At 45.8% G+C, this 25,699-nt stretch carries 24 protein-coding genes, 1 pseudogene and 1 riboswitch; of the genes and pseudogenes, 23 read left to right on the forward strand and 2 right to left on the reverse strand.

The genetic code is table 11. The features are described from left to right. Window positions 1-315 precede the first annotated feature (315 nt). The 14 genes and pseudogenes from ERX55_RS11715 to nrdG form a co-directional block, all read left to right on the forward strand. A pseudogene (locus ERX55_RS11715) lies at window positions 316-1,722 on the forward strand (DNA translocase FtsK); the annotation flags it as partial. Then, window positions 1,722-2,432 (forward strand): GntR family transcriptional regulator, encoded by a 711-nt coding sequence (locus tag ERX55_RS10135; RefSeq protein WP_133452464.1) that lies wholly within the window; start codon window positions 1,722-1,724, stop codon window positions 2,430-2,432. The pseudogene ERX55_RS11715 and the gene ERX55_RS10135, both read left to right, overlap by 1 nt. A gap of 4 nt (window positions 2,433-2,436) precedes the next feature. Beyond that, window positions 2,437-3,660 carry an EF-P 5-aminopentanol modification-associated protein YfmF gene (gene yfmF / locus ERX55_RS10140; RefSeq protein ID WP_133452465.1) on the forward strand — a complete coding sequence of 408 codons (1,224 nt, stop codon included), beginning with the start codon at window positions 2,437-2,439 and terminating at the stop codon, window positions 3,658-3,660. Further along, entirely contained in the window at window positions 3,657-4,928 is a 1,272-nt protein-coding gene (gene yfmH / locus ERX55_RS10145; protein ID WP_133452466.1) for an EF-P 5-aminopentanol modification-associated protein YfmH, read from the forward strand. Before yfmF ends, yfmH begins: the two co-directional genes overlap by 4 nt. Next, the gene (ymfI, locus tag ERX55_RS10150; protein WP_133452467.1) at window positions 4,921-5,607 is read left to right on the forward strand and encodes an elongation factor P 5-aminopentanone reductase; all 687 of its coding nucleotides are present in this window, start codon (window positions 4,921-4,923) and stop codon (window positions 5,605-5,607) included. Before yfmH ends, ymfI begins: the two co-directional genes overlap by 8 nt. 7 nt (window positions 5,608-5,614) lie before the next feature. Further along, window positions 5,615-6,400 (forward strand): YmfK family protein, encoded by a 786-nt coding sequence (locus ERX55_RS10155; protein WP_208001529.1) that lies wholly within the window; start codon window positions 5,615-5,617, stop codon window positions 6,398-6,400. Window positions 6,401-6,414: 14 nt separating this feature from the next. After that, a complete protein-coding gene (locus tag ERX55_RS10160; RefSeq protein ID WP_165983776.1) occupies window positions 6,415-7,230 on the forward strand; it encodes a helix-turn-helix domain-containing protein in 816 nt (271 codons plus the stop codon). 14 nt (window positions 7,231-7,244) lie between these two features. Beyond that, the gene (pgsA, locus tag ERX55_RS10165; protein WP_133452470.1) at window positions 7,245-7,814 is read left to right on the forward strand and encodes a CDP-diacylglycerol--glycerol-3-phosphate 3-phosphatidyltransferase; all 570 of its coding nucleotides are present in this window, start codon (window positions 7,245-7,247) and stop codon (window positions 7,812-7,814) included. Between the two features lie 257 nt (window positions 7,815-8,071). Further along, a complete protein-coding gene (gene recA, locus ERX55_RS10170) occupies window positions 8,072-9,106 on the forward strand; it encodes a recombinase RecA (protein WP_243721500.1) in 1,035 nt (344 codons plus the stop codon). A gap of 169 nt (window positions 9,107-9,275) precedes the next feature. Then, window positions 9,276-10,829, forward strand: a complete 1,554-nt coding sequence (rny, locus tag ERX55_RS10175) for a ribonuclease Y (RefSeq protein WP_133452472.1) — start codon at window positions 9,276-9,278, stop codon at window positions 10,827-10,829. Between the two features lie 136 nt (window positions 10,830-10,965). Continuing rightward, window positions 10,966-11,190 carry a hypothetical protein gene (locus tag ERX55_RS10180; RefSeq protein ID WP_133452473.1) on the forward strand — a complete coding sequence of 75 codons (225 nt, stop codon included), beginning with the start codon at window positions 10,966-10,968 and terminating at the stop codon, window positions 11,188-11,190. A 42-nt stretch (window positions 11,191-11,232) separates the two neighbouring features. Then, the gene (locus ERX55_RS10185) at window positions 11,233-11,652 is read left to right on the forward strand and encodes a hypothetical protein (protein ID WP_133452474.1); all 420 of its coding nucleotides are present in this window, start codon (window positions 11,233-11,235) and stop codon (window positions 11,650-11,652) included. Between the two features lie 81 nt (window positions 11,653-11,733). Then, complete coding sequence (gene nrdD / locus ERX55_RS10190) at window positions 11,734-13,602, forward strand: anaerobic ribonucleoside-triphosphate reductase (protein ID WP_133452475.1); 1,869 nt, start codon at window positions 11,734-11,736, stop codon at window positions 13,600-13,602. Next, window positions 13,599-14,075 carry an anaerobic ribonucleoside-triphosphate reductase activating protein gene (gene nrdG, locus ERX55_RS10195; RefSeq protein ID WP_133452476.1) on the forward strand — a complete coding sequence of 159 codons (477 nt, stop codon included), beginning with the start codon at window positions 13,599-13,601 and terminating at the stop codon, window positions 14,073-14,075. The genes nrdD and nrdG overlap by 4 nt, the downstream gene beginning before the upstream one ends. Window positions 14,076-14,145: 70 nt before the next feature. Here nrdG and ERX55_RS10200 read toward each other — a convergent pair whose 3' ends face one another. Further along, window positions 14,146-14,712, reverse strand: coding sequence for a hypothetical protein (locus tag ERX55_RS10200; protein ID WP_133452477.1), 567 nt, complete (start codon window positions 14,710-14,712; stop codon window positions 14,146-14,148). A gap of 177 nt (window positions 14,713-14,889) precedes the next feature. Here ERX55_RS10200 and ERX55_RS10205 point away from each other — a divergent pair, with 177 nt between their 5' ends. The 7 genes from ERX55_RS10205 to ERX55_RS10235 all read left to right on the forward strand — a co-directional run bounded on the left by ERX55_RS10205 (window position 14,890) and on the right by ERX55_RS10235 (window position 21,252). Beyond that, window positions 14,890-15,687 (forward strand): TIGR00282 family metallophosphoesterase, encoded by a 798-nt coding sequence (locus tag ERX55_RS10205; protein ID WP_133452478.1) that lies wholly within the window; start codon window positions 14,890-14,892, stop codon window positions 15,685-15,687. Between the two features lie 93 nt (window positions 15,688-15,780). Continuing rightward, complete coding sequence (locus ERX55_RS10210) at window positions 15,781-17,523, forward strand: 2-oxoacid:acceptor oxidoreductase subunit alpha (protein ID WP_133452479.1); 1,743 nt, start codon at window positions 15,781-15,783, stop codon at window positions 17,521-17,523. Further along, complete coding sequence (locus ERX55_RS10215) at window positions 17,523-18,386, forward strand: 2-oxoacid:ferredoxin oxidoreductase subunit beta (protein WP_133452480.1); 864 nt, start codon at window positions 17,523-17,525, stop codon at window positions 18,384-18,386. The genes ERX55_RS10210 and ERX55_RS10215 overlap by 1 nt, the downstream gene beginning before the upstream one ends. Window positions 18,387-18,390: 4 nt before the next feature. Continuing rightward, window positions 18,391-18,489, forward strand: a riboswitch (TPP riboswitch). Between the two features lie 37 nt (window positions 18,490-18,526). Further along, window positions 18,527-19,528 carry an ABC transporter substrate-binding protein gene (locus ERX55_RS10220; protein WP_133452481.1) on the forward strand — a complete coding sequence of 334 codons (1,002 nt, stop codon included), beginning with the start codon at window positions 18,527-18,529 and terminating at the stop codon, window positions 19,526-19,528. Further along, on the forward strand, window positions 19,528-19,815 hold the full coding sequence (locus ERX55_RS10225; protein ID WP_133452482.1) for a thiamine-binding protein: 288 nt from the start codon (window positions 19,528-19,530) through the stop codon (window positions 19,813-19,815). The genes ERX55_RS10220 and ERX55_RS10225 overlap by 1 nt, the downstream gene beginning before the upstream one ends. Continuing rightward, the gene (locus ERX55_RS10230; RefSeq protein ID WP_133452483.1) at window positions 19,812-20,552 is read left to right on the forward strand and encodes an ABC transporter permease; all 741 of its coding nucleotides are present in this window, start codon (window positions 19,812-19,814) and stop codon (window positions 20,550-20,552) included. Before ERX55_RS10225 ends, ERX55_RS10230 begins: the two co-directional genes overlap by 4 nt. After that, window positions 20,545-21,252 (forward strand): ABC transporter ATP-binding protein, encoded by a 708-nt coding sequence (locus ERX55_RS10235; RefSeq protein WP_243721499.1) that lies wholly within the window; start codon window positions 20,545-20,547, stop codon window positions 21,250-21,252. Before ERX55_RS10230 ends, ERX55_RS10235 begins: the two co-directional genes overlap by 8 nt. Before the next feature lie 92 nt (window positions 21,253-21,344). Here ERX55_RS10235 and ERX55_RS10240 read toward each other — a convergent pair whose 3' ends face one another. Then, a complete protein-coding gene (locus ERX55_RS10240; RefSeq protein WP_133452485.1) occupies window positions 21,345-21,998 on the reverse strand; it encodes a VTT domain-containing protein in 654 nt (217 codons plus the stop codon). A 134-nt stretch (window positions 21,999-22,132) separates the two neighbouring features. Here ERX55_RS10240 and ERX55_RS10245 point away from each other — a divergent pair, with 134 nt between their 5' ends. Continuing rightward, window positions 22,133-23,848: an ABC transporter ATP-binding protein gene (locus ERX55_RS10245; RefSeq protein WP_208001530.1), complete on the forward strand. Its 1,716-nt coding sequence runs from the start codon at window positions 22,133-22,135 to the stop codon at window positions 23,846-23,848. After that, window positions 23,841-25,667 (forward strand): ABC transporter ATP-binding protein, encoded by a 1,827-nt coding sequence (locus ERX55_RS10250; protein WP_133452486.1) that lies wholly within the window; start codon window positions 23,841-23,843, stop codon window positions 25,665-25,667. Before ERX55_RS10245 ends, ERX55_RS10250 begins: the two co-directional genes overlap by 8 nt. Window positions 25,668-25,699 lie beyond the last annotated feature (32 nt).

The raw sequence follows: 25,699 nt of genomic DNA on the forward strand, positions 1-25,699 counted from the left end.
GCAGGACGTTCTATCAGACAGGAAGCAAGGACACTGTTCATGACCTTGATGTCAAGTATGGCTGCAGTCAGACGGAAATGGCAGGAGCGTGAGAAACCGCAGCCTAAAGATGTCTCAGCACTCGTCGAAATCAAAGAGGAAGCACCAGAGACTATGCCGGTGCCTGAGAAGATAGAGCCGGCACACGAACAGGAAGATATACCTGTCTATGAAGAAAATAAGCGTAAGCAGCCGGCTGTCACAGAGACGGCTGACCTGGAAAATGCTGACCTGGAGCCGGCTGATATAGAAACAGTCAATGACGAAGACTCAGCCTATCAGCTGCCGCCTATTACCTTATTGAATCCGCCTGCCCATGCTGCGCAGTCGGACACGAAGTCAGTGAAGCAAAGAGGACAGCTTCTTGAGAATACACTGAGAAACTTCGGGGTGGATGCAAAAGTGAGTCAGATTCGTATCGGTCCAGCCGTCACCCAGTACGAAGTCCATCCGGCGCTGGGTGTCAAAGTCAGCCGTATCGTCAATCTGTCTAGTGATATCGCCCTTGCCTTGGCGGCGAAAGATATCCGGATCGAGGCACCTATACCCGGTAAATCCGCAGTCGGAATAGAAGTCCCGAATGCCACGACGTCTATGGTGACATTGCGTGAAGTGCTGGAAGAGGAGCCGGCAGCGACCAATAAACTGAAAGTCGTCCTGGGGCGGAATATCTCCGGGGAAGCGATCACTGCTGAGCTTAACAAGATGCCCCATCTGCTTGTCGCCGGGTCTACTGGCAGCGGTAAATCAGTCTGTATCAACGGCATTATCACGAGTATCCTGATGAATGCGAAACCGCATGAAGTCAAACTGATGATGATCGACCCGAAGATGGTGGAGCTGAATGTCTATAACGGCATTCCGCACCTCCTCACACCGGTCGTGACCAACCCGCAGAAGGCGAGCCAGGCCCTGCAGAAAATTGTCGGGGAAATGGAACGGAGATATGATCTGTTCAGTCATACAGGGACACGTAATATCGAAGGATATAATGAGTACTTGAAGCGTCAGAACCAGGAACTGGATGAAAAGAATAGCCTGCTGCCTTACATCGTTGTGATTGTCGATGAACTTGCCGACTTGATGATGGTCGCGAGTAAAGACGTTGAGAGTGCCATCATGCGAATCGCACAGATGGCACGTGCGGCCGGTATCCATCTGATTATTGCGACGCAGCGTCCTTCGGTGGATGTCATCACGGGGTTGATCAAGGCGAACATCCCTTCACGTATCGCGTTTGCCGTGAGCTCCCAGGTAGATTCAAGAACAATACTGGATTCACAAGGTGCAGAAAAATTGCTCGGTCGAGGCGACATGCTGTTCTTACCTTCCGGGCAGTCTAAGCCGACCCGCGTACAGGGAGCTTTCTTGTCGGACAGCGAGGTGGAGGCGGTTGTCAATTATGTGACGTCTCAGCAATCAGCGAACTATATGAAGGAAATGGAGCCGGAAGATATCGTACAGTCTGATTCACCCTCAGACGACGAACTCTATTATCAGGCCTATGAATTTGTGGTGAGAGAGCAGAAGGCAAGTGCTTCACTTCTGCAGCGCCAGTTCAGAATAGGCTATAATAGGGCTGCAAGACTTGTGGATGATTTAGAACTTAATCAGGTAATCGGACCCGCCCAGGGCAGTAAACCGAGACAAGTATTAATAGCACCTGAAGAAGGAGGAGAATAATGTCTGCCAAACAAACGGTAGTAGAAATCAAAGACTGGATTATCGAACGCATTCAGGACGGGGCGTTTACGACCGACCGACCCCTGCCGAGCGAATATGAGATTTCACGAACTCTGGATGTGGTTCAGGATGATGTAGAAGAAGCTCTCCAGGAGCTTGTCACAGAGCAGCTGTTATCAGAACGTTTCCATCAAGGCTACTTTGTCAAACATGAGCCGACTTTCTTCTATCCTGTCCATAACCTGAAAAGTATTACGTCAATGATTGAGGAAAAGGGATATAAGGCAGGCTCTATCATCATCAGTCAGGACCCGGAGACCCCGTCGATTGATGACAAGCGGGTTCTCGAGATCACTGATGACCGTAATATCATTGTCCTTGAGCGTATCCGTACAGCTGATAACGAACCGATTGCCTACTGTCTTGACAAGATGGTTGACGAATCATTGATACTCGACCATTCTATGAAGGTCTCTTTGTTTGAGGTGCTGAAGAATCGTCCGGAATTTCAGATTACGTCTGCCACATGTGAAATTGAATCGATCAGCTATGAACCCTATATTTCCAATATGCTGGAATGTGCACCGGAGGAAAGTCTGGTTCTTGTCCGTCAGATTCATAAGAATAAGGATGATAGACCGGTCCTTTATTCGCTGAATTATTTTAAGTCCAGTCAGATTAAATTCCAAATTAAGCGAGAGTTGAAGTGATTTTATGATACCTATTTACATCAAGAATGAGAAGAAGTTTAAGACCATCACCCTGACGCTTAAATTTAAAGCACCTATTGAGGCTGAGCGTCTGACAGAACGGTCACTGCTCGCCAAACTGCTGACCAAGTCGACAGCTCGTTTTCCGAGTGAACAGAAACTCTATGATCATCTGTCGGATCTATACGGGGCACATCTATCAAGCTATGTGACGAAGCAGAAGACCGCACATGTCATGACTTTCAGCATGGAGTTCATCCATGATAAGTTTGTCGATGAGCCGCTGTTTGACGCGTGCTGCCAGCTGCTCAGCGATGTCATTAAGAATCCTGATATCAGGGAGGGTGCCTTTGACGCGCAGAAAGTCGCCCAGGAGAAACAGCTTCTGGCTGCACGCTTTGACGCTATCAAAGACAATAAAGCACAAGCAAGCTTCCAGCGCATGCTGCAGGAGATGTTTCAGACGAGCTACCGTTACCCGAGCATCGGGATTGAATCACATCTGCCTGCTGTTACACCTGAGTCTTTATATGCGGCCTATGATTCGATGCTGCAAGATGAGAAGGCTTTATACATCATCGGTGATGTAACAGAGGACGTTCGTGCTAAGCTTGAATATTACTTTGATTTTCTGTCGAATGAGGCTGCTTTAGAGCCCCTTAAACTGGAACCGAAGGATAAACCGGTCTATGTCACTGAGTATACGCATACTTCACAGGCCCGTATCAATATGGGGATGACCGTCCCGGTTGAATACGGGACACGTGACTACTTTGCCTTTATCGTCATGAATCAGATTTACGGTGGTGATGCAACGAGTCTCCTGTTTATGAATATCCGTGAAAAAATGAGTCTTGCTTACCAGATTCACTCGCAGATAGATGCAAGGCTCGGTCTATTGTATGTCGTTGCAGGCGTTCAGAATGCGACTTATCAGCAGGCAGTTGATATGATTCTCAGCCAGCTTGAGATGATGAAGGAGGGGCAGTTCTCTGAGGAGCTGCTGGCCATCGCCAAGAAAATGCTTGTCAGTCATAGACGGGAAAACTTTGACCGCCCGAGAGGATGGATTGAGACCAGTTATGCTTCGACTTTCGACGCTGTAAAGCTGTCGACTGATGAGTGGATAAAGGGCATTGAAAGCGTGATAAAAGAAGAAGTGATGGCGATTGCAGCACAAGTCAACGTTCAGACAATCTATTGTCTTGCAGAAGAGGTGACAGCATGAAAAAACAATACTATCCGGAAATAGATGAGACACTCTATGAAACCAGACTGGAAAATGGCTTGCAGCTTTTCATCATCCCAAAAGCAGGATTCCAGAAAACCTATGTGACCATGACGACGAAATACGGTTCCTTACATACTGATTTCATACCTGCAGACCGTTCAAATATGGTCAGTACCCCGGCAGGTGTGGCTCACTTTCTAGAACATAAGCTGTTCGAGAAGGAAGCGGGTGATATGTTCAATGTCTTCTCTGAGCAAGGGGCTTCTGTCAATGCCTTTACGTCTTATGACCGCACCAGTTACCTGTTTACTGCTGTCGACCGTGTCGAGGATAATATTAAGTCACTGATTGAGATGGTTCAGAAGCCGTATTTCTCAGAGCAATCTGTGCAGAAAGAAATCGGTATCATCGCTGAAGAAATCAAGATGTACCAGGAGCAGCCGAATTACAGGCTGTATAACCAGACGTTACAGGCGATGTATCATCATCATCCTGTGCGCCAGGATATAGCAGGCACCATCAGTTCGATTAATGAGATTACAGCAGAAACTCTCTACACGTGCTATCACACGTTCTACCGTCCTGAGAATATGGTCATGTTTGTGGTCGGCAATGTGGAGCCTGCTGCTATCGCTGACCTGATCAGTGAACAGCAGCTCACGACAGACCAGCCTGCTTATCTGCCGGTGATCGCTGACATCAGTGAACCGCAGGAAGTGAAGGACAAGCAGGTAACAACGCCTACAGATGTCTCACGGCCGAAGCTGATGCTCGGTATTAAAAGCGACTGTCATCTGCAGAATCGTCCCTTGATCCAGACAGAGTTTGAGATGATGTTTATCTTGGAACTTCTTTTAGGTGAGCAGAGTGATTTTTATCATGAACTGTTAGCTGACGGCTTAATAGATGATTCATTTGGCTATAGCTTTATTCTGGAGCCGACCTTCTCCCATATGCTGATAGCAGGGGCGACATCTGAACCGGACACGCTGAAAAAACGGATTATGGAACGCTTTGAAACGGCAGAATTTGATGAGAACGCCTTCAGAAGATTAGTGAAACAGACAACGGGTGAATATATCGCAAGCTTTAATTCGGTTGAATACATCGCGAATCAGTTTACACGTTACTATTTCAACGGGGCTATTCTCTTTGATATCATGCATGTCCTTCAGCAGATCAGCCTTGAAGAGGCTGTGACCACATTCCGGCATGCGGTTGATATGTCCCATATGACTGACAGCAGACTGGTGCCTCGTGGCTAGTTATTTAGTGACAGGCGGCAGCGGCGATATTGGACGTGCGATTGTCACAGAACTATTAGCAGCAGGACATTCGGTCATCTGTCAGTATTTTAAAGCTGATGTCGAGTCGCTGAAAGGCTCGATGTCTGGCGATGTGACTTTCTGGCAATGTGATTTAACAAGACTGGACACAAGACCTGCATTTCTTGAAGACATTGACGGCTTGATCTATGCCGCTGGAACAGAGAGCTTCGGCCTTGTGCAGGATTTTACTGCAGAAGAGATTGATCAGCAGTATCAGCTTCACTTGAAGGGCTTGATTCAGCTCGTGCAGTGGCTCGTGCCTGTTCTCTGTAGAAAGCAGTATGGTAGAATAGTCGTGATCAGTTCAATCTGGGGCGAGACAGGGGCAAGCATGGAGAGTGTCTATTCTGCGATGAAAGCAGCTCAGATCGGATTTGTGAAGTCTATGGCTAAGGAACTCGCCCTGAGCGGCGTGACAGTCAATGCCATTACACCGGGTGTCGTACGCGGGCGAATGACCGATCAGCTGGATGTAGATGCTCTGCTGGAAGATATTCCGCAGGGGGAGCTTGTGGAAGTGGACGAAATCGCATACTTAGTCAGTTATTTACTACATAAGAGAGCTCAGCATATGACAGGACAAGTCTTACGTCTGAATGCAGGATGGCTCATTTAGGGGGCTTATGATGAGAGAGTGTTATCTTGAATATGAAATCAAAGTGAACCGGCCGGGTCTGCTCGGGGATGTCTCCAGTCTGCTGGGTACACTAGGTATCAGCATTATTACGATCAATGGCGTCGATGAAGGGCGCCGCGGCATGCTCCTGCGAGTGGATAATGACGAGAAAATCATCCGCTTTGAAAATATTGTCCGTGAACTGGATGAAATTCGCATCATCAAGATTCGGACACCCCTTCTTCAGGATAGACTGGCCGTCAGACATGGGCGCTATATTCAGCGCGATGTGACAGACCGGAAGACCTTCCGCTTTGTCAGAAATGATTTAGGTATACTGGTTGATTTCATGGCTGAGCTCTTCAAGGAGGAAGGGCATTGTCTGGTCGGTATACGAGGTATGCCTCGTGTCGGTAAAACTGAATCAGTAGTGGCCGCTAGTGTCTGTGCCCATAAGAAATGGTTGTTCATATCATCAACCATGATTAAGCAGACTGTGCGCAACTCGCTGTTCAAAGGTGAATATGACAGCAGCTACATCTACATCATCGACGGCGCGCTGACATCCAAGCAGCAGGATATGCGGCATATGCAGCTCGTCAAAGAAGTGATGAATTTACCTGCTGTAAAAGTGATAGAGCATCCGGATTTATTTGTGGCGAATAGCGACTTTACATTAGAGGACTTTGATTACATTATCGAGCTGCGTGAGAGCGATGATCAGGAAATCACTTATGAGCAGGTGCACAAGAATAATCTATTTGACACAGATGGATTCGGATTTTTTGAATAATGGGAGGCGTTTCAATGAAACCCATTGGTGAAATTTTGAAAAGTAAACGGGAAAGGCTCGGCATGACGCTTCTGGATATGGAGAAACGCATCAGGATCAAGAGAGAATATATCTCGATGCTTGAAAAAAATGAGTTTGATCAGCTGCCGAATCCCGATTATGCAGTAGGTTTTATTAGAAAGTATGCGGAGAGTGTCAATCTGAACGCGGATAAACTCATAGAAGAACATCAGTCGGAGCTTCCGGTACATAAGATGACTGCCAAAGAAGCGAAGAAATCACTTAAGACACCTGATGTCCAGGAAAATCAGAAGTTATTACCTTTGTTCAGGCTGATTCTGCTCGTCTCTGCTGTCTGTACGTTACTGTGGATCGTCTCGGTCTATTTATTTCCGCATCCCCGGCAGTGGCATGCTGCGACGATTAATCCGAGTAGAGATGTGGCGATAGAGCCTAAGAAAGAAGCGCAGAAGTCGGATAAGAAGAAAGAAAAAGAAGAACCGGCTAAAAAAGAGGAAAAAACGAGGGTCAGTTATAAATCATTTGACGGTGCTACACTCAGCTACACAGTCAAGACGAAAGAGCCTGTTGTCATTCGTGTGACATCGAAGACACCGACGTGGCTCCAGCTGCGTAGTGATGACCGGTCAGAGAACTATCGGAATGTCAATGACCGGACATTAAAGATAGGTAAAGGGGCACGCACTGTCACACTGATTGCGGGATCAACAGCTGACCTGACGGTGTATTGCAATGGGGAGAAAGCGGAGGTCCCGACCAGCGCAGATGCTTTAATTACACGAACCTATCAGTTCAATATTTCAAAATAGAAAGGAGTCTACAAATGAACATTCCAAATCAGATTACAGTGGCACGCGTGGTGCTGATTCCGATTTTTCTTGTCTTTCTGCTGGCCGACTTCCATATGGGGAATATTCAATTCTTGAACAGCATGGATATGCGCATCGAACAGTTGATTGCAGCAGTCATCTTTATCTTTGCCTCTCTGACTGACTGGGTAGATGGCTATCTGGCGCGAAAATGGCAGCTTGTCACAAATATGGGGAAATTCCTGGATCCATTAGCAGATAAGCTGCTCGTTGCATCCGGTCTTATAGCGTTAGTTGAACTGGATGTCATACCATCCTGGATGGCCATCATCATCGTTGCACGTGAGTTTGCGGTGACGGGTCTTCGTCTTCTGCAGATAGAACAGGGATTTGTCTCAGCAGCGGGTCAGCTCGGCAAGATCAAGACAGCTGTAACGATGGTCGCCATGATTTTACTGCTTCTTGCAGAACCATTCGGCATGAACCTCGGCTACTGGCTGATGTATGCTGCTGTTTTCTTCACCATTCTATCAGGCATTGAATACTTCTATCACGGCAGAGATGTGTTCCGTGGCTCTAAATAACAGGTTGTCATAACCTGTTATTTTTTTATGAAAAACAGCTGGTGAATGGGACTGTTTTCATGAAAAACTGTCTGTTTGTCATCAAAAACTGTCGTTAAAAAATACGAACAGACGTTTGCTTTTTGCTTGCTATTTGGGCCCGAAATCAGTATAGTAAGAGATGTAAAACAAATAAAATTAACGAATAAACGGCAACGTTTAAGGAGGATATACATTTGAGCGAACGTCAAAAAGCACTCGATACAGTCATCAAAAATATGGAGAAATCATTCGGTAAAGGCGCGGTCATGAAGCTCGGCGAAAGCACAGCCCGCAATGTTTCCACTGTTTCAAGTGGTTCTATTACCATCGATAATGCATTAGGAGTAGGGGGCTATCCTAAAGGGCGTATCATTGAGATTTACGGACCTGAAAGTTCCGGTAAAACGACCGTGGCCCTGCACGCGATCGCTGAAGTACAGGCTCAGGGCGGAACAGCTGCGTTCATCGATGCTGAGCACGCATTAGATCCTGTTTATGCGAAGAATCTGGGTGTGGATACTGAGAATCTTTATTTATCACAGCCTGACCATGGTGAACAAGGTCTGGAAATCGCTGAAGCATTTGTTAGAAGCGGTGCGATTGATATCATCGTTATCGATTCAGTGGCTGCCCTGACACCAAAAGCGGAGATCGAAGGAGAGATGGGTGACTCTCATATGGGTCTGCAGGCGCGTCTGATGTCACAGGCACTGCGTAAACTTTCCGGTGCCATTGCGAAATCTAATACGATCGCCATCTTTATCAACCAGGTCCGTGAAAAAATCGGTGTGATGTTCGGTAACCCTGAAACGACACCGGGCGGCCGTGCGCTTAAATTCTATAGTTCAGTCCGTCTGGAAGTCCGTCGTGCGGAACAGCTGAAACAAGGCATGGACGTGGTAGGTAACCGTACAAAGATTAAAGTCGTGAAGAACAAAGTAGCGCCACCTTTCAAAGTAGCTGAAGTTGATATCATGTACGGTAAAGGTATCTCCCGTGAAGGTGAGATTGTAGACCTCGGTACTGAGTTTGAAGTGATTGATAAATCAGGTGCTTGGTATTCTTATAATGGCGAGCGCTTAGGTCAGGGTAAAGAGAACGTGAAGAACTTCATGAAAGAGAATCCTGAAGTCATGGCAGAGATTGACCGTAAAATACGTCAGGAAATGGGAATCATCGCGCCGGATGAAGTGACTGAGACAGCAGAAAAAGAATCTGCAGAACCTCAGAAAGAAGAAGCAGATACTTTATTTGATGACGAATTAGTCTAATCACAGAGAACTGAAGTCTCCGGACTTCAGTTTTTCTATTCCATATACTAGATGACGCCTTGACTTTAATATGACAGAAAACGTACAATTGAAATGTATATGATTTTAATTATATATTCTTTATTTTAATACTTTAACTAGATAATAAGCAAAAAGGAGGTGTTTATGTATGGTTATCCTCTTATACATTTTGCTTGGCATCCTTGTAGGTGTTGCTGCAGGTTATTATCTAGCAAAAACGAATTTGACGAACCAGCAGATTCAGGCACGGCAAACTGGTGAGCATATTGTGAAAGAAGCTAGAAAAGAAGCCGAAAGTCTTAAAAAAGAAAAACTGCTAGAAGCTAAAGAAGAACATCAGCTGCGCAGTGATCGTCTGGAAGATGAATATCGCCATAGACGAGCAGATCTTTCAAGACAAGAAGCACGATTACTTCAAAAAGAAGAAAACTTAGATCGAAAAAGTGAACTCTTAGATAAAAAAGATGATCTTTTAGAACAAAAAGAATCTAAAATTGAAGCTAAACAACAGCAAGTTGATGCGCTGGAGCAAAGTGTTCAAGATATTATCGCCAGACATGAACAGGAATTAATACGCATCTCCGGACTGACTCAAGAAGAAGCGAAACAGGAAATTATCGACCAGGTTGAAGATGAACTTTCTCATGATATAGCCGTGCTGATCAAAGAGAAAGAGCAAGAAGTCAAAGACACAGTCGATAAGAAAGCCAAAATGTTACTTGCGACTACTGTTCAGCGCTTAGCCGCTGATCATACTTCAGAATCAACGGTATCAGTGATCAATCTGCCGAATGATGAGATGAAAGGTCGTATTATTGGTCGGGAAGGACGAAATATCAGAACACTTGAAACATTAACGGGTATTGATCTGATTATTGACGATACACCGGAGGCAGTGATACTGTCGGGCTTTGATCCAATCAGACGGGAAGTGGCGAAAATCGCGCTGCAGAACCTGGTTTCTGATGGTCGTATTCATCCAGGTCGTATCGAAGAAATGGTTGAAAAAGCGAAAAAATCAGTGGATGAAAGTATCCGCGAAGCAGGTGAGGCGGCGACATTTGAACTGGGTATCCACAATCTTCATCCGGACTTAGTGAAAATACTCGGCCGTATGAAGTTCAGAACGAGCTACGGCCAGAATGTGCTGAAACACTCGGTAGAGGTGGCGCATTTAGCAGGCATGATGGCAGCAGAACTCGGTGAAGATGTGACACTCGCTAAGCGGGCAGGACTTCTTCATGATATCGGTAAAGCCATTGACCATGAGGTGGAAGGCAGTCATGTTGAAATCGGTGTAGACCTTGCGAAGAAATACAAGGAGCATCCGGTTGTTATCAATGCAATCCATTCTCATCATGGTGACATCGAACCTAATTCGGTCATTTCAGTCTTAGTGGCGGCTGCCGATGCACTGAGTGCAGCTAGACCAGGGGCTAGACGCGAGACTTTGGAAAATTACGTCAGACGTCTGGAACGACTTGAACAGATTTCAGAGAGCTATGACGGCGTCGAGAAATCATTTGCGATCCAGGCGGGACGAGAAATCAGAATTATCGTCTCTCCTGAGGAAGTGGATGATCTGAAGGCCCATCGATTAGCGCGTGATATCAAGAATCAGATCGAAGAAGAACTGCAGTATCCAGGTCATATTAAAGTAACAGTCGTACGTGAAATGCGTGCGGTAGAATATGCCAAATAACAGAACTTCAGTGAGCGCAGGTTCACTGAAGTTTTTTTATGCTGATAAGATTTTAAAGGTGCATATTTATCGGTTTTTATTTATATGGATGAGTGCTTCTGTTATGATGGATACAAAGAGCAAGGGGGCGAAGGTTATGTTAGACAATTATTCAGTGATGAGTACTTCATACTTTACGCATGGCAATGAATGGTTTCGTGTAGAGTTTCTGAAGAATGATATCCGTGGTGGACTGTCCGTTGTGAAATATATCGCGATTACAACCAAGGACAACGAGACGAAGTTTTATGAGTTCGATGAACCGATTACTGAATATAAGTTTGTGCAGAAGGTCATTGAAAAACATTATCTAAACAAATAGACACAGAGCCGAGGCTCTGTGTTTTTTTGAGGAGGAAAATAAATGGACATCATTAAGACGAATCTATTCAAGATGCTCGATAAACGAGTTCAGAAAGTGACGATCTATACAGGTTATAATGAGGCGGCGCTCCGATTATTTCAGACAATAACAGCCTATATCGAGCAACTTAACCAGGAAATCAGTGAAAACGTCAATCACAGTGAAGCAGTTAAAATCAATGTGGAAGGCGGTTTAATTGAATGGCTCGGTGTCTACTATCAGCTGTCAATGAATGAGTCAGGTAGTGTGAATATCATCTCGATTGATCCTGTGACCAATGAGACTCAGCGCATTGATATCATCATTGAACTTGACGGGGCATTATTTTCCAGCAAATATAATGCGAGGATCAGTGAAGATGAAGCTATCATACTGAAATGGCTGACTTCTCATGAACGATTTAATAATCTGGAGCTATAATGTAATATAAATCACATTATGCTGCCTAATTTGAACGTTTCAGCACAGTCTCTCAGTATTTCTTTAAAATACTATATATAGATGTATAATATCGTTATCAACACTATATATTGTGAAAGAAGTGGTTGGATGTCGCTGGAAACGCAGATGGAAAGATTACAGAATAAAGAGAAGTCCATTATCAATGAGAATGCTAATAAAGATTCAAATGTGTTTAATACGCTTAGAGATTTAACTGCAGGTACTGTTGCTAAATATTATGGATTGCAATGGTTGCCCGCACATATCAGAGAGGCTCATATTAAAGGTGAAATTCATTTTCATGATCTTGATTATCATCCCTATATGCCTATGACAAACTGCTGTTTAATCAATATTGAAGATATGCTGACAAATGGTTTTAAGATAGGTAATGCACAAGTAGAACCCCCAAAATCAATTCAGACAGCTGCTGCCCAGATTGCTCAGATTATAGCCAACGTCGCCAGTAGTCAGTACGGCGGATGCTCGGTTGATCGTATTGATGAGATACTCAGTAAATATGCTGCCCTAAATGCTGACAGACATCATCAAGATGCCATCACTTTTAATATCACTGAGATTGATGCATACGTGATGCACATGACCCGACGCGACATCTACAGCGCTATGCAGTCGCTTGAGTATGAAATAAATACACTCTATTCTTCGAACGGCCAGACACCTTTTGTGACATTTGGATTCGGCCTCGGCACTGATGATTATAGTAGACTGATTCAGCAGGCTATACTTGATATCAGAATAAAGGGATTGGGAAAAGAGGCAGCGACAGCTATTTTTCCGAAACTGGTTTTCTCTTTGAAGAAAGGGATTAACCTGACGCATGACGACCCTAATTATGATATCAAAAAGCTGGCTATTGAGTGTTCGACAAAAAGAATGTATCCGGATGTGCTTAATTACAAGGTGCTGACCGAGCTGATTGGCGACTTTAAAGTTCCTATGGGCTGTCGCAGTTTTCTTAACAGTTTTGTACAAGACGGTGAATACATCAATAGCGGACGCTTTAATTTAGGTGTCACCACTATCAACTTGCCCAGAATCGCCATCGAAAGCGGAGGAAGTTTAGAAGTCTTTAAGACGATACTAGAAGAGAGAATGGAAATAGTGAAAGTCGCATGTCTATATAGAATCAAAAGAGTGAAAGAAGCACGTCCTGAGAATGCGCCTATCCTTTATCAGCATGGTGCACTTAGCAGACTTGATAAAGGTGAAAAAATAGACCAGTTATTCTACAACAGAAGATGTACAGTGAGTGTAGGTTATATCGGGCTTTATGAGGTAGGTGTTCTATTGTTTGATAGTGACTGGGAGAGTGATGACGAAGCGGTCAGAAGCCTGGTCTCTATTCTTAAATTCATGCATAATCAGACAGAAGCCTGGAGCCGTCAGTATGATGTACAGTTCAGTGTTTACGGCACACCTAGCGAGTCGCTGACTGACCGTTTCTGTCAGCTGGATAGAGCACAGTTTGGTGACATAAAGGATGTTACAGATAAGGGTTACTATACAAATTCGTTTCACTATGATGTACGCAAGAAAATATCACCGTTCAAGAAGATTCGTTTCGAGCAGTCTTTTGCTCAATATTCGACAGGTGGCTTTATCCATTATTGTGAGTATCCTTCGCTGCACCATAATCCTCAAGCGCTTGAAGCGGTGTGGGATTATGCATATGACAAAATTGGCTACCTTGGCACAAATCTGCCGATTGATCATTGTTATGACTGCGGCTTTGAAGGAGAGTTCACACCGACAGCTGAAGGATTTGTCTGTCCTGAATGTGGTAATCATGACCCTTCACGAGCAGATGTGGTCAAACGAACATGTGGCTATCTCGGCAATCCACTTAAACGGCCGATGGTGAAAGGACGCCATCAGGAGATAGCGAGTCGAGTGAAGCATCTATGAACTATGACGGAGGGAACAGAGTCGCTAGAATTATACCGGATTGCGTAACAGACGGTGAAGGTGTTAGAGTGAGCGTGTATTTAGCAGGCTGTCACTTTAAATGTTCTGGCTGTTTTAACGCTTCATTATGGAATTTTGATGCGGGAGAAGAACTTACAGAAGAACTGCTTGACAGAATCATTTACTTTCTAAAGCCGGACTACGTCAAAGGTCTGTCTATACTGGGTGGGGAACCACTAGAGAATCAGCTTGTCTTGAAGCGTTTAATCGATGCTGTTCAATTCCATTTCGGCAGCAGCAAGGATATCTGGCTATGGACAGGTTATATGAAAGAATATATTGAACGCGATGATCAGTTAAAATGGATTCTAAGTGCGGCGGATGTATTAGTTGACGGACCGTTTGTCAAAAGGCTTAAAGCTGATTTAGCTTTTCGTGGCTCACACAACCAAAGAATACATTATTTATCTTAAAATTAATATAACTATATTATGTAAACTTATAAGTTAATCATTTAAGGTCACTATAGTAGTGACCTTATTTTTACTCCAAGCCTTGCTGAACGTTGATTGAACTCTGATAGGCCTGCATCGTTGTCCCGCCGTCCATATGTCCGGGTGGAATGATGCCATTTGCTACTGCTGCATTGTAGGCTTGTCCTTTTTCCGCCTCCGTATAATCACCGAACATGATCTGCTGAAGCTGGTCTGCAGATGTCACGTTGTCAGCTGGATTTTCTGTGCTGACAGACTCTGTTGTGATTGCTTCTGTTGTCAATGCTTCTGTCGTCGGTGCCTCTGTTGCTGGAACAGGTGTGACAGGGTTCTCCGTCGATGCTGACTCGGTCACTGGCTGTTCAGTTGTTACGTCCTCGGTTGTATCACGGCCTGTCTCTGATGTCTCAGGTTCTCTTGATGTCTGATTTTCCTTCTTATTTTTTTCAGCTTTCGCTTGCCCGCGTTTTTTACTTTCTTCAATCGCTTTTTTTGCATCACTTGAAATCTGGCTTGTCGCAGTGGTTGTAGTTTCTGCAGGTTCTTCTTTTGTGCCGCACGCGGCAAGGAGGGCCACTGAAGTACATAAAATAACTGACATTTTATTAAGTGACATGCTTCAACCTCTTTTTCTTGGATTTATCATTAGTTTATCATATCCTTATTCATTTTTTACATGCTTTTAGTCTTTATCTGGAATACGATTCCAGTCTTTTTATCCTGTTCATTATTGAACTACCCGCGTCTTCTTTTTGGTACAATAACTAAGAATGAAAAATTAAAGGAGTAGATGATGAGAATATTATTTATCGGAGATATAGTGGGAGCCATTGGCCGGGATATGCTCAGCGAATATTTGCCTCACTTAAAGAAGAAATATCAGCCTAATTTCACGATAGTCAACGGTGAGAATGCGGCACACGGCAGAGGTATCACTGAAAAAATCTATAAATCTTTTATGACTCAAGGCGTGGATTTTGTCACACTCGGCAACCATACGTACGGACAGCGGGAAGTGTATGATTTTCTCGATCAGGATATCAAGATGATCCGTCCAGCGAATTACCCGGCAGAAGCACCAGGCGTCGGCATGAAAATTGTCCGCTTCAATCAGGATAAACTGGCCATTATTAATCTGCAGGGGAGAGCGTTTCTGCCGGCCATCGATGACCCTTTCAAGAAAGCAGATGAGCTGATTGAAGTGGCACGTAAGGAGACAGATCATATCTTTGTTGATTTTCACGCTGAAACGACATCCGAAAAAGGCGCGATGGGCTATTATCTGGACGGCCGCGTCAGTGCGGTTGTCGGTACTCATACTCATATTCAGACAACGGATGACCGTATTCTGCCGCAGGGGACCGGCTTTATCACTGATGTGGGGATGACGGGTGACTATGACGGCATTCTCGGCATCAATAAGGACGAAGTGATTCACCGCTTTATAACAGGTCTGCCTGTCAGACATGTGCTGCATGAAACAGGGCGAGGGGTCTTATCAGGCGTCTATATTGAACTTGATAAAGCAGGCAAAACCAAGAAAATGGAGCGGATATTAATCAATCCTGATCATCCTTTTATCGGCCATTAGTATGAATTTAACGGAAATACCCGCACAAGTCATGTGACTGTGCGGTTTTTTTGTTATATTGGTTGATGAGATAAATTGTAGGAGGATGAAACTTTGAAATCACAAATTTCATGGAAAGTCGGTGGACAGCAGGGAGAAGGGATAGAATCAACAGGTGAGATATTCTCTACTGCCTTAAACAGACAAGGGTATTATTTATATGGCTATCGTCATTTCTCAAGTCGTATTAAAGGGGGGCACACCAACAATAAGATCCGTGTCTCAACCACCCCTGTCTACGCAATCAGTGACGATTTAGATATTCTCGTGGCGTTTGACCAGGAGACGATTGACCTTAACTATCATGAGCTGACAGCAGAAGGGGTCATCTTAGCAGACGGTAAATTTGCGCCTGAGAGACCGGCAGATTTTGAAGGTCTGCTGATTGAAATCAACTTTACGGAGATCGCTAAAGAACTAGGGACTGCACTGATGAAGAATATGGTCGCAGTCGGTGCGACTGTGCAGCTTCTCGGTCTGTCTCTTGAACCTTTTGAAGAACTAGTAGAATCGATGTTCAAGAAAAAAGGCGATAAGATCGTTGAACTGAATAAAGAGGCATTGAAGAGCGGTATCGCTGAAATATTGAAATACGGTGCAGAGATTGGTGACCGTTTCAATCTGGCGGATAGTGACGGGATAGGTCACCTCTTCATGATCGGTAATGAAGCCATTTCACTCGGTGCATTAGCGGGCGGTGCCCGTTTTATGGCGGCCTATCCGATTACACCGGCATCAGAAATCATGGAGTATATGATTGATAAGCTGCCTCGTTTCGGCGGTACAGTGATACAGACTGAAGATGAGATAGCGGCAGCCGTCATGGCTATCGGCGTCAACTATGCCGGTGTCCGGGCATTCACAGCTTCAGCAGGTCCGGGGCTTTCCCTCATGATGGAAGCAATCGGTCTGTCCGGCATGACAGAACAGCCGCTCGTCATCGTCAACACGATGCGCGGAGGTCCTTCAACTGGGCTGCCGACAAAACAGGAGCAGTCAGACTTGATGCAGATGATCTACGGGACGCACGGCGATATACCGAAGATTGTTATCGCGCCGACGACCGTGGAGGATGCTTTTTACTTAACGATGGAGGCTTTTAATCTCGCAGAAGAATATCAGTGTCCGGTTATTCTGTTAAGTGACCTGCAGCTCTCCCTCGGCAAACAGACGGTACCTGAACTTGATTACAGCCGCATTGAGATCCGCCGCGGCAACATTGTCAGTGATGTGCCTGACTCAGATACGAAAGACTATTTCAAACGTTATGCAGTGACAGAGACAGGCGTTTCGCCGCGTACATTACCTGGCACTAAGAACGGCATCCATCATGTGACGGGTGTTGAACATGCTGAAGACGGTAAGCCGTCAGAATCACCTGTCAACCGTATTAAACAGATGGAGAAAAGGATGCGCAAGATTGAGGCGCTGAAGATTGAGCAGCCTGTAGTTGAAAGCGGCGGCCACGATGAAGCAGACGTCCTTGTCATCGGCTTTATCTCAACGCACGGGGCCATTGAGGAAGCAATGACGCGAACAGATCTTAAAGTCAACCACATGCAGATCAGACAGCTGCATCCGTTCCCGGCTGAAGAGGTCCAGGCTGCACTTGATAAAGCGAAGAAAGTGATCGTCGCTGAAAATAATTATCAGGGTCAGCTTGCACAGATCATCAAGATGAATACACTGCATCACAATAAAATCACAAGTTTCGTCAAATATGACGGAACACCATTCCTGCCACATGATATTGAAGAAAAGATCAATACAGTGGTGGATGAAGGAGTCGAGAAATAATGGCAACATTCAAAGATTTCAGAAATACTGTTAAACCGAACTGGTGTCCAGGCTGCGGTGATTTCTCCGTCCAGGCTGCGATTCAAAAAGCAGCAGCGGGTGTCGGACTTGAACCGGAGAACCTCGCCGTCATTACGGGTATCGGCTGTTCAGGCCGTTTATCAGGTTATATCAACTCTTACGGCTTCCACAGCATCCATGGTCGTGCACTGCCGCTTGCTCAAGGTGTGAAGATGGCAAACCAGGAACTGACCGTCATTGCTTCAGGTGGGGACGGCGACGGCTTTGCGATCGGTATGGGCCATACGATTCATGCGCTGCGCCGTAACATCGATCTCACCTATATTGTCATGGATAATCAGATCTATGGGCTGACAAAAGGTCAGACGTCACCTAGTTCAGCGCATGGATTTGTGACGAAGACCACGCCTAAAGGTTCAATCGAGAAGAACGTTTCACCGCTTGAACTGGCGATTACAAGTGGCGCTACATTCATCGCCCAGAGCTTCTCATCAGATATCAAGGAACTGACGGCTATCATTGAAGCGGGTATTCAGCATAAGGGCTTCTCGTTCATCAATGTCTTCTCACCTTGTGTCACCTATAATAAAATCAATACGTATGACTGGTTCAAAGAAAATCTGACTAAGATCGCTGACATCGAAGGCTATGACCCTTCAAATAAAGCGCAGGCGTTATCCACTGTCATTGAGCATGACGGCCTGGTGACGGGGATTATCTATCAGGATACGGCAACACCAAGCTACGCAGAACAGATAGACGGCTACAGTCAGAACTTATCGCAGGCCGAGATGAAAATTACACAGCCTGAATTCAATGAACTTATGTTACAATTTAAATAAATCATAAAAACACTAGGGGAGCTTTTTGCTGAGACTGGAGGAATCCTAAACCCTTTTAACCTGGTCAGATAATGCTGACGGAGGGAAGTGTCTCAAACACAACCTTCTGCAGGTTGTGTTTTTTTAATGGAGGATAACTGATGAAAAAACTTTTGATAGGTGCAAGCTGTCTGATTCTACTGGCGGGCTGCAGTGAGCAAGGGACGAAGAAAGAAGACAAGAAAGAGGCTAAGGAACTGAAGAAAGTCACACTGATGCTTGACTGGACGCCCAATACCAACCATACAGGAATCTTTGTGGCGAAAGAAAAAGGCTATTTCAAAGCGCATGGTCTGGACGTGACTATTAAGACACCAGGCGATGTGACAGCGGACCAGCTTGTCGCTGCCAATAAAGTTCAGTTTGGAATCAGTGCACAGGAGCAGGTCACGCAGGAACGGACAGAAGGTGTGCCGGTCAAATCGATCGGGGCTATTATCCAGCACAATACGAGCGGTTTTATGAGCCTTGCTTCTAAAAACATCCATTCACCTAAGGACTACGCAGGAAAAACTTACGGGGGCTGGGGCGCACCTATTGAGCGACCATTTATTGATGCGGTCATGAAAAAAGACGGAGCAGATGTCAAGGATGTTAAAGTCGTCAATATGGGCAATACGGACTTCTTCACAGCCTCCAAGAAGAATATAGATTTCGCCTGGGTATTCTACGGCTGGACGGGTATTGAAGCGGAGACACGCGGCGAGAAAGTCAACATGCAGTACTTAACAGATTACGATAAAAATCTTGACTATTATACGCCGCTGATCATTGCGAACGAAAAATATATCCAGTCAGATAAAGAGACGGTTGATGCCTTCATGGCGGCTGTACAGGAAGGCTATGAATTTGCGATTGATAAGCCGAAAGCAGCCGCTGATATCCTGCTGACCGAGGCGCCGGAATTAAAAGAGAGTAAGGAACTGGTCTATAAGAGTCAGGAATACCTGAAGGATAAATATCAGGATGACGCGAAGGAATGGGGCCTGCAGGACAAGAAGGTCTGGGAGAATTTTGCGCACTTTATGAAGGAAAATGATATCATCAACAACGACTTCAATGCTGACGATGCATTTACAAACGAATTTGTGGAGGGAAACTGATGGCAGATACTTTGATGAGCATTCAGATCATACCGAAGACGCCTAACGGTGAAGATGTGATTCCATATGTCGACAAGGCGATTGAAGTCATTCAGGCGAGTGGCCTGCCTTATGTTGTAAACCCGCTGGATACAACGATAGAAGGAAATATGCCGGAACTTCTTCAACTCATTGAGGATATGAACAAGAAAATGATGGCTGAAGGCGTGGTCAGCGTTATTTCTCAAGTGAAGTTCTATCATGCTGAAGAGGCTTCTATGGCAGAACTCGTCAAGAAATACCGATGAGATACTCTCTGAAGTTTGGTCTCTTCATCGCCGTCCTGCTGCTGCTCTGGGAGATGCTCGTTCGCCTGCTTCATGTCGATAGCTATACGCTACCTGCACCGAGTGCTATTGCAACGGCATTTATCACAGCATTCCCGGACTATAAGGATGACCTGGTGCCGACCATCCTGCTTGTGCTGGCAGGCTTGCTGGTCTCTATAGTTGTCGGTGTAGGGATGGCCGTGATGCTGCATCTGATCCCTGCACTTGAGCCGTTTATCTATCCATTACTTGTCGTCAGCCAGAATGTACCGGTCATCGTGATTGCACCGCTTCTTGTCATCTGGTTTGGTTTCGGCCTGCTGCCGAAGCTGATCGTGATCACACTCGTCTGTTTCTTCCCGGTGACGGTCAGTCTGCTGGAAGGATTCAGATCAGTGGATCAGGATTTAAGGAAATATATGCTGATAGCCGGGGCAAGTCGTATGCAGATCTTCAGAAAATTAGAATGGCCGGGCAGCATGCCTTTTCTGTTCAATGGATTGAAGATTGCCGGGACTTACTCTGTCATGGGCGCCATTATTTCAGAGTGGCTGGGCAGTGACAAAGGTCTCGGCAAATATATGATCATTGCCCAGCGTGCCTTCCAGGTGGACCGTGTCTTTGTAGCACTTGTATGGATCGTGATTTTTGCGCTGGTCATCTTCAGTGTGATCAAGGTCTTGGAGAAGCTGACCGTGAGGTGGAAACATGATTAAATTAAAACTGCAGAATATCAGCCATTCCTTTGGCATGAACCCTGTTCTAGAGCACGTGAATCTCGAGGTGAAAGACCAGGAGTTTGTGACGATTCTTGGACCTTCCGGCAGCGGGAAATCGACGATCTTCAACATTATCGGCGGGCTGTTAACCCCTGTCGCAGGTGACGTCATATTAGACTGCAGGCAGGTAGTAGGACACACGGGCCACGTCGCCTATATGCCGCAGTCACCTTCACTGATGCCGTGGCGCACCGTTGCCGCCAATATCGCACTGGGCAGTGAGATCAAAGAGGGTACGACCGGCAGGCTGGATGAACTTTTAGAGCGAAGTGGCTTCGAAGATATTCGTCATCAATATCCGGACCGTTTAAGCGGTGGCATGAAACAGCGTGTCTCCTTTCTACGCACACTAAATACACCGGGGGATCTGATGCTGCTGGATGAACCTTTTTCCGCGCTGGATGAGATCACCAGGTTCGATATGCAGAAATGGCTGCAGGAGATACTGGCGGCAGAAAAAAGGACGGTGCTGATGATCACGCACAGTATTGAGGAAGCGATCAGACTGTCTGACCGCATTGTGGTGCTCGCAGGCAAGCCGGCGAGTATTCAGCATATGATCGAAGTGAAGCAGATGACTGAAGAGGAGAGACACCTGTTAAAGCAGCAGCTGCTGGAGATGTTGACAGGAATATGAAAAATGCTGTTCAATTTAAAAATTGAACAGCATTTTATATAGAACGGCAAGAATGCTAGATGCCTATAGCGTGAAAAAATAGAAGTCATTCATTACGAATGACTTCTATTTTCTCTCCAGGCTTTGAAGGCACTGAAGACAGCAGGTAAGACAGAGACGACGATGATGAGGATCAAGACAATCTCAAAGTTATCTTTCACGACTGGAATGTTACCGAAGAAATAGCCGAGACCCAGACAGATAGCAACCCAGAGAAATGCGCCGATCACATTATAGAGAATGAAATAACTGTAATGCATGCGACTGGCACCAGCTACAAAGGGAATGAAGGTCCGGATGAATGGCATGAAGCGAGCCATGACAATGGTTTTTCCGCCGTATTGATTAAAAAAGCGCGTGGCTTTCAGCAGATGTTCTTCCTTGATGAAGCGCCCGAAACGCGGATGGTTCGTAATGCCGAGGCCGGCCCATTTACCGATATGATAATTGAGGGTATCGCCTAACACGGCCGCAATCAAGCAGACTAAAAACAATAACCATATATTAAGGGCACCTTGCGGGGCAAGTGCAGCGGCTGCAAACAGCATGGAATCACCCGGCAGAAAAGGCATGATGACCAGTCCGGTCTCAATAAAAATAATTAAAAACAAAATACCATAAGTCAGCGTGCCGTACTGACTGACAATGCTGATTAAATGCTTATCAATATGCAGGATGAAATCCATGAGCTGAGAAAGAAAGTTCATTTTGTGCTCCTATCTGATTTAGTAACTCTTATATTATAATCGGCCGCATAGTTTCAGGCAAACTATTGAATATTTCTGAGAGAGATATGGCATAATTAAACTAATTCGGAATACGAAAGAAAGGGGTTTTTACCTTGCAGACCGTCATCAAGTATACACGTCCTTATCTCGGACTGATGTTATTTGCACTTCTGCTGATGCTGTCAGAACTTTTTGTCGATATGTATGCGCCTATCCTCATGAAGAATATAATTGATAACGGCATCCTGCAGAATGACACCCGCTACATTCAGACTTATCTGCTGATCATGCTCGGCATCAGTCTGGCTGCTTTCTTTGCGGGTGTGCTGAACTCATTTATTTCTTCTCACGTCTGTCATATGTTTTCCTACGATCTACGTAATGCTATTTTCCGCAGGATTCAAGGTTTCTCCCTCGAAACACTCGGCCGGTTTAAAACGTCCAGTCTGATCACCCGGCTGACCAGCGATATTATTGCGAACGAAATGGTACTCTTCATGAGTCTGCGCATCATGCTGAAAGCGCCATTATCGGTCGTCGGTAGTATCATCATGAGTTTCATCGTCGCCCCGGAAATCGCCCTCTATCTGGTGATAGGGACACCGCTCTTAGCTGTCTTTCTCTTTATCACTGCACGCAGCGGGATGAAGCTCTTTTTGCGTATCCAGAAGCGGACTGATCATCTGAATCGCTTTGTGCAGCAGAACCTAGAAGGGGTGCGACTGATTAAGTCGACATTGAACGGCCCCTATGAAGCTGAACGATTCGATGAAGTGGCGACACCTATCAGACAGGATACGGTCTATGCGCTCAGACTGATGGAGAGCATTATGCCGGTGCTCCTCATCATCATGAATTTATCAATGCTGCTCGTCATCTGGTTCGGCAGTGACCTTATACAGTCTGACTCACTTGAAGTGGGCTCTTTAGTGGCGGTCATCAACTATGCACTGCGGATGCAAGGTGGTTTCTCAATGTTCGCCTTTATTATCATTGCCTTTTCACGTGCAAAAGCCAGCGCTGACCGTATCAGCGAGGTTCTGACTACGCCGGAGGATGAGATTCAGGTCGCAGATGACAATGCGGCTGAGAAGCTGAACAACACGGTTGAGTTTAAGCATGTCTATTTCAAATATCCGTCTGCACAGAACTATGTCCTGCAAGATATCTCCTTTAAAGTGAAGGGCGGAGAAAAGTTCGTCATCATGGGTCAGACAGGTGCCGGAAAATCTGCATTATTATCGCTTATCCCTAAGATGTATGAAACATCGTCCGGCGAAGTCCTTATCAACGGCCAGAATGTCCGTGACTGGGATATTAGAACACTGCGCGAATGGATCGGCTATGTGCCGCAGAAGACGACGCTCTTTACAGGCTCGATTATTGATAATGTTCGCTGGGGCGACAGTGAAGCAAGTGCCGAGGAAGTCTTCCGTGCAGCGCAGATCGCCCAGATTCATGATTCGATCATGAATTTTGATGATGCATACAGCACGAAAGTCGGCCAGCAGGGTGTGAATTTATCTGGCGGTCAGAAACAGCGGCTTGCCATCGCACGTGCACTGATCAAAAAACCGGGCATTCTGATTCTGGATGACAGTACATCAGCACTGGATATCCATACTGAAGGCCGTCTGTTTGATGCGCTGAAAAATCTCGATATGACACGTATCATCGTCACTCAGAAGATACATACCGCTAAAACGGCCGATCAGATCCTGCTGCTGGATCAAGGACGAATCGTCGCGCTCGGCACCCATGAAGAATTGATGAATTCAAGCCCGCTATATCAGGATATAGCACGCAGTCAGGAGGAGACACATGATTAAAGATGTATTCTCTCATCCGCCGGTCTTGAAAAAAGAAGATATCGGTCGGAAAAAAGATAAAAAGCGGGCAGATGACTGGCAACATACAGTCAGCAGAATATGGCAGCTGATGGCCCACCGCAGATGGATGGTTTTCTTTGTCATTATACTCGTCATCATCACCTCTCTCCTGAGTCTGGTCGGCCCGTATCTGATCGGTCATATCATCGACCATAATATTATGACGAAGCGCTTCAGCTCCTTGCCGCAGAAGATCGGCTGGCTGCTCATTATTTTTGCTGCCTTATCGCTTCTGACCTATCTCGCTGCCTATCTCATGGTCGATATCGCACAGGAGACAGTCTACAAGCTTCGCATGCAGCTCTTCAGTCATATGCAGCAGTTGCCGATCCGCTTCTTTGATGAACGTCAGCACGGTGATATCATGAGCAGAATGACAAACGATATTGAAAATATCTCAAAAGTTCTGAACTCATCATTTATCCAGTTCACCTCCAGTATTGTGACACTGGTGGGAACAGTCATCGTGATGCTGACCCTGAGCCCGTTACTGACACTACTGACGATGACGATTATACCCGTGATGTTCTTTGCGACGCGCTGGATCACCAACCGCACAGGTCCCCTTTATAAGATGCGTCAGCAGGCGCTCGGGGATATGAATGCCTATATTGAAGAGATTGTTTCCGGCCAGTCAGTAGTCAAAGTCTTCTCACAGGAAGAAGTTGTGATACAAGGCTTCGAAGAGAAGAACCGTTCGGTCCGTGAACGGGGGTTCTGGTCTATCAGTTATTCCGGTACCATTCCTAAAGTCATGAACACCTTGAACAACCTTTCATTTGCCATCGTCGTCGGTATCGGCGGCCTCCTTGCATTGAACGGTCAGGCGGTAACTGTCGGCACAATCGTGATCTTCGCTGAATATGCGCGCCAGTTCACAAGACCGTTATCTGACCTCGCCAATCAGTTCAATGAAGTGCTGTCAGCGCTGGCAGGAGCGGAACGTGTCTTCGCGATTATCGATGAGGAAGAAGAACCGGACACGAATCACGGGGAAAGGGTGATTCAAGGTCATATTCAGTTCAATGATGTCACCTTCAAATATAATGACAGTCAGCAGAAAAATGTGATCAATCACGTCTCATTTGATCTGGCTGCAGGAGAGTCACTCGCACTGGTCGGCGCAACGGGTGCCGGTAAGACGACGATCATTCAGCTGCTGAACCGCTTCTATGATATCAATGGAGGCGAGATTCTGATTGACGGCGTTTCAGTATCGCGCATGCCACGACGTACATTAAGACGTCAGATCGCCTATGTGCTGCAGGATCCGATTCTTTTTGACGGCACCGTCCGGGATAATATAAAGTACGGCAATCATGAAGCGACAGATGAAGAGGTGGTGCAGGCGGCGAAAGATGCCAATGCCCATGACTTTATCATGCGTCTTGAAGAGGGCTATGACACGGTGATCTCCGGTGAGGAATCAAGACTTTCTCAAGGTGAACGTCAGCTGTTATCCATCGCACGTGCGCTCGTCCAGAACCCTAAGATTCTCCTGCTGGATGAAGCGACAAGTTCGATTGATACGGTGACAGAGATGCAGCTGCAGGAAGCGGTGGATCGTCTGATGGCAGGACGTACAAGCATCGTGATCGCCCATCGCCTGAACACCGTGAAGAAAACAGATAAAGTCATCGTGCTCGCACAGGGCGAGATTATTGAGCAGGGTTATCAGCATGAGCTGCTTGAACGGAACGGCCTCTACAGCCAGATGGTTCATTCTTCAAATGGTGATTTTGATGAGCTTCTCGACTGATAAAAACCTTTGAAAATGTCTGGTATAAGTAA

The sequence above is a fragment of the Macrococcus bovicus genome, from assembly GCF_004359575.1.
Lineage (GTDB): Bacteria > Bacillota > Bacilli > Staphylococcales > Staphylococcaceae > Macrococcus > Macrococcus bovicus.

Excerpts from the sequence above, each read along its gene's own strand:
- ERX55_RS10250 (WP_133452486.1), top strand. The coding sequence starts at position 23,841 with ATGATTAAAGATGTATTCTCTCATCCGCCGGTCTTGAAAAAAGAAGAT.
- ERX55_RS10180 (WP_133452473.1), top strand. The coding sequence starts at position 10,966 with ATGTTAGACAATTATTCAGTGATGAGTACTTCATACTTTACGCATGGC.
- yfmH (WP_133452466.1), top strand. The coding sequence starts at position 3,657 with ATGAAAAAACAATACTATCCGGAAATAGATGAGACACTCTATGAAACC.
- pgsA (WP_133452470.1), top strand. The coding sequence starts at position 7,245 with ATGAACATTCCAAATCAGATTACAGTGGCACGCGTGGTGCTGATTCCG.
- rny (WP_133452472.1), top strand. The coding sequence starts at position 9,276 with ATGGTTATCCTCTTATACATTTTGCTTGGCATCCTTGTAGGTGTTGCT.
- ERX55_RS10215 (WP_133452480.1), top strand. The coding sequence starts at position 17,523 with ATGGCAACATTCAAAGATTTCAGAAATACTGTTAAACCGAACTGGTGT.
- ERX55_RS10235 (WP_243721499.1), top strand. The coding sequence starts at position 20,545 with ATGATTAAATTAAAACTGCAGAATATCAGCCATTCCTTTGGCATGAAC.
- nrdG (WP_133452476.1), top strand. The coding sequence starts at position 13,599 with ATGAACTATGACGGAGGGAACAGAGTCGCTAGAATTATACCGGATTGC.
- ERX55_RS10185 (WP_133452474.1), top strand. The coding sequence starts at position 11,233 with ATGGACATCATTAAGACGAATCTATTCAAGATGCTCGATAAACGAGTT.
- ERX55_RS10200 (WP_133452477.1), bottom strand. The coding sequence starts at position 14,712 with ATGTCACTTAATAAAATGTCAGTTATTTTATGTACTTCAGTGGCCCTC.
- recA (WP_243721500.1), top strand. The coding sequence starts at position 8,072 with ATGGAGAAATCATTCGGTAAAGGCGCGGTCATGAAGCTCGGCGAAAGC.
- ERX55_RS10205 (WP_133452478.1), top strand. The coding sequence starts at position 14,890 with ATGAGAATATTATTTATCGGAGATATAGTGGGAGCCATTGGCCGGGAT.
- ERX55_RS10230 (WP_133452483.1), top strand. The coding sequence starts at position 19,812 with ATGAGATACTCTCTGAAGTTTGGTCTCTTCATCGCCGTCCTGCTGCTG.
- ERX55_RS10135 (WP_133452464.1), top strand. The coding sequence starts at position 1,722 with ATGTCTGCCAAACAAACGGTAGTAGAAATCAAAGACTGGATTATCGAA.
- yfmF (WP_133452465.1), top strand. The coding sequence starts at position 2,437 with ATGATACCTATTTACATCAAGAATGAGAAGAAGTTTAAGACCATCACC.
- ERX55_RS10155 (WP_208001529.1), top strand. The coding sequence starts at position 5,615 with ATGATGAGAGAGTGTTATCTTGAATATGAAATCAAAGTGAACCGGCCG.
- ERX55_RS10225 (WP_133452482.1), top strand. The coding sequence starts at position 19,528 with ATGGCAGATACTTTGATGAGCATTCAGATCATACCGAAGACGCCTAAC.
- ERX55_RS10240 (WP_133452485.1), bottom strand. The coding sequence starts at position 21,998 with ATGAACTTTCTTTCTCAGCTCATGGATTTCATCCTGCATATTGATAAG.
- ERX55_RS10220 (WP_133452481.1), top strand. The coding sequence starts at position 18,527 with ATGAAAAAACTTTTGATAGGTGCAAGCTGTCTGATTCTACTGGCGGGC.
- ERX55_RS10160 (WP_165983776.1), top strand. The coding sequence starts at position 6,415 with ATGAAACCCATTGGTGAAATTTTGAAAAGTAAACGGGAAAGGCTCGGC.
- nrdD (WP_133452475.1), top strand. The coding sequence starts at position 11,734 with ATGTATAATATCGTTATCAACACTATATATTGTGAAAGAAGTGGTTGG.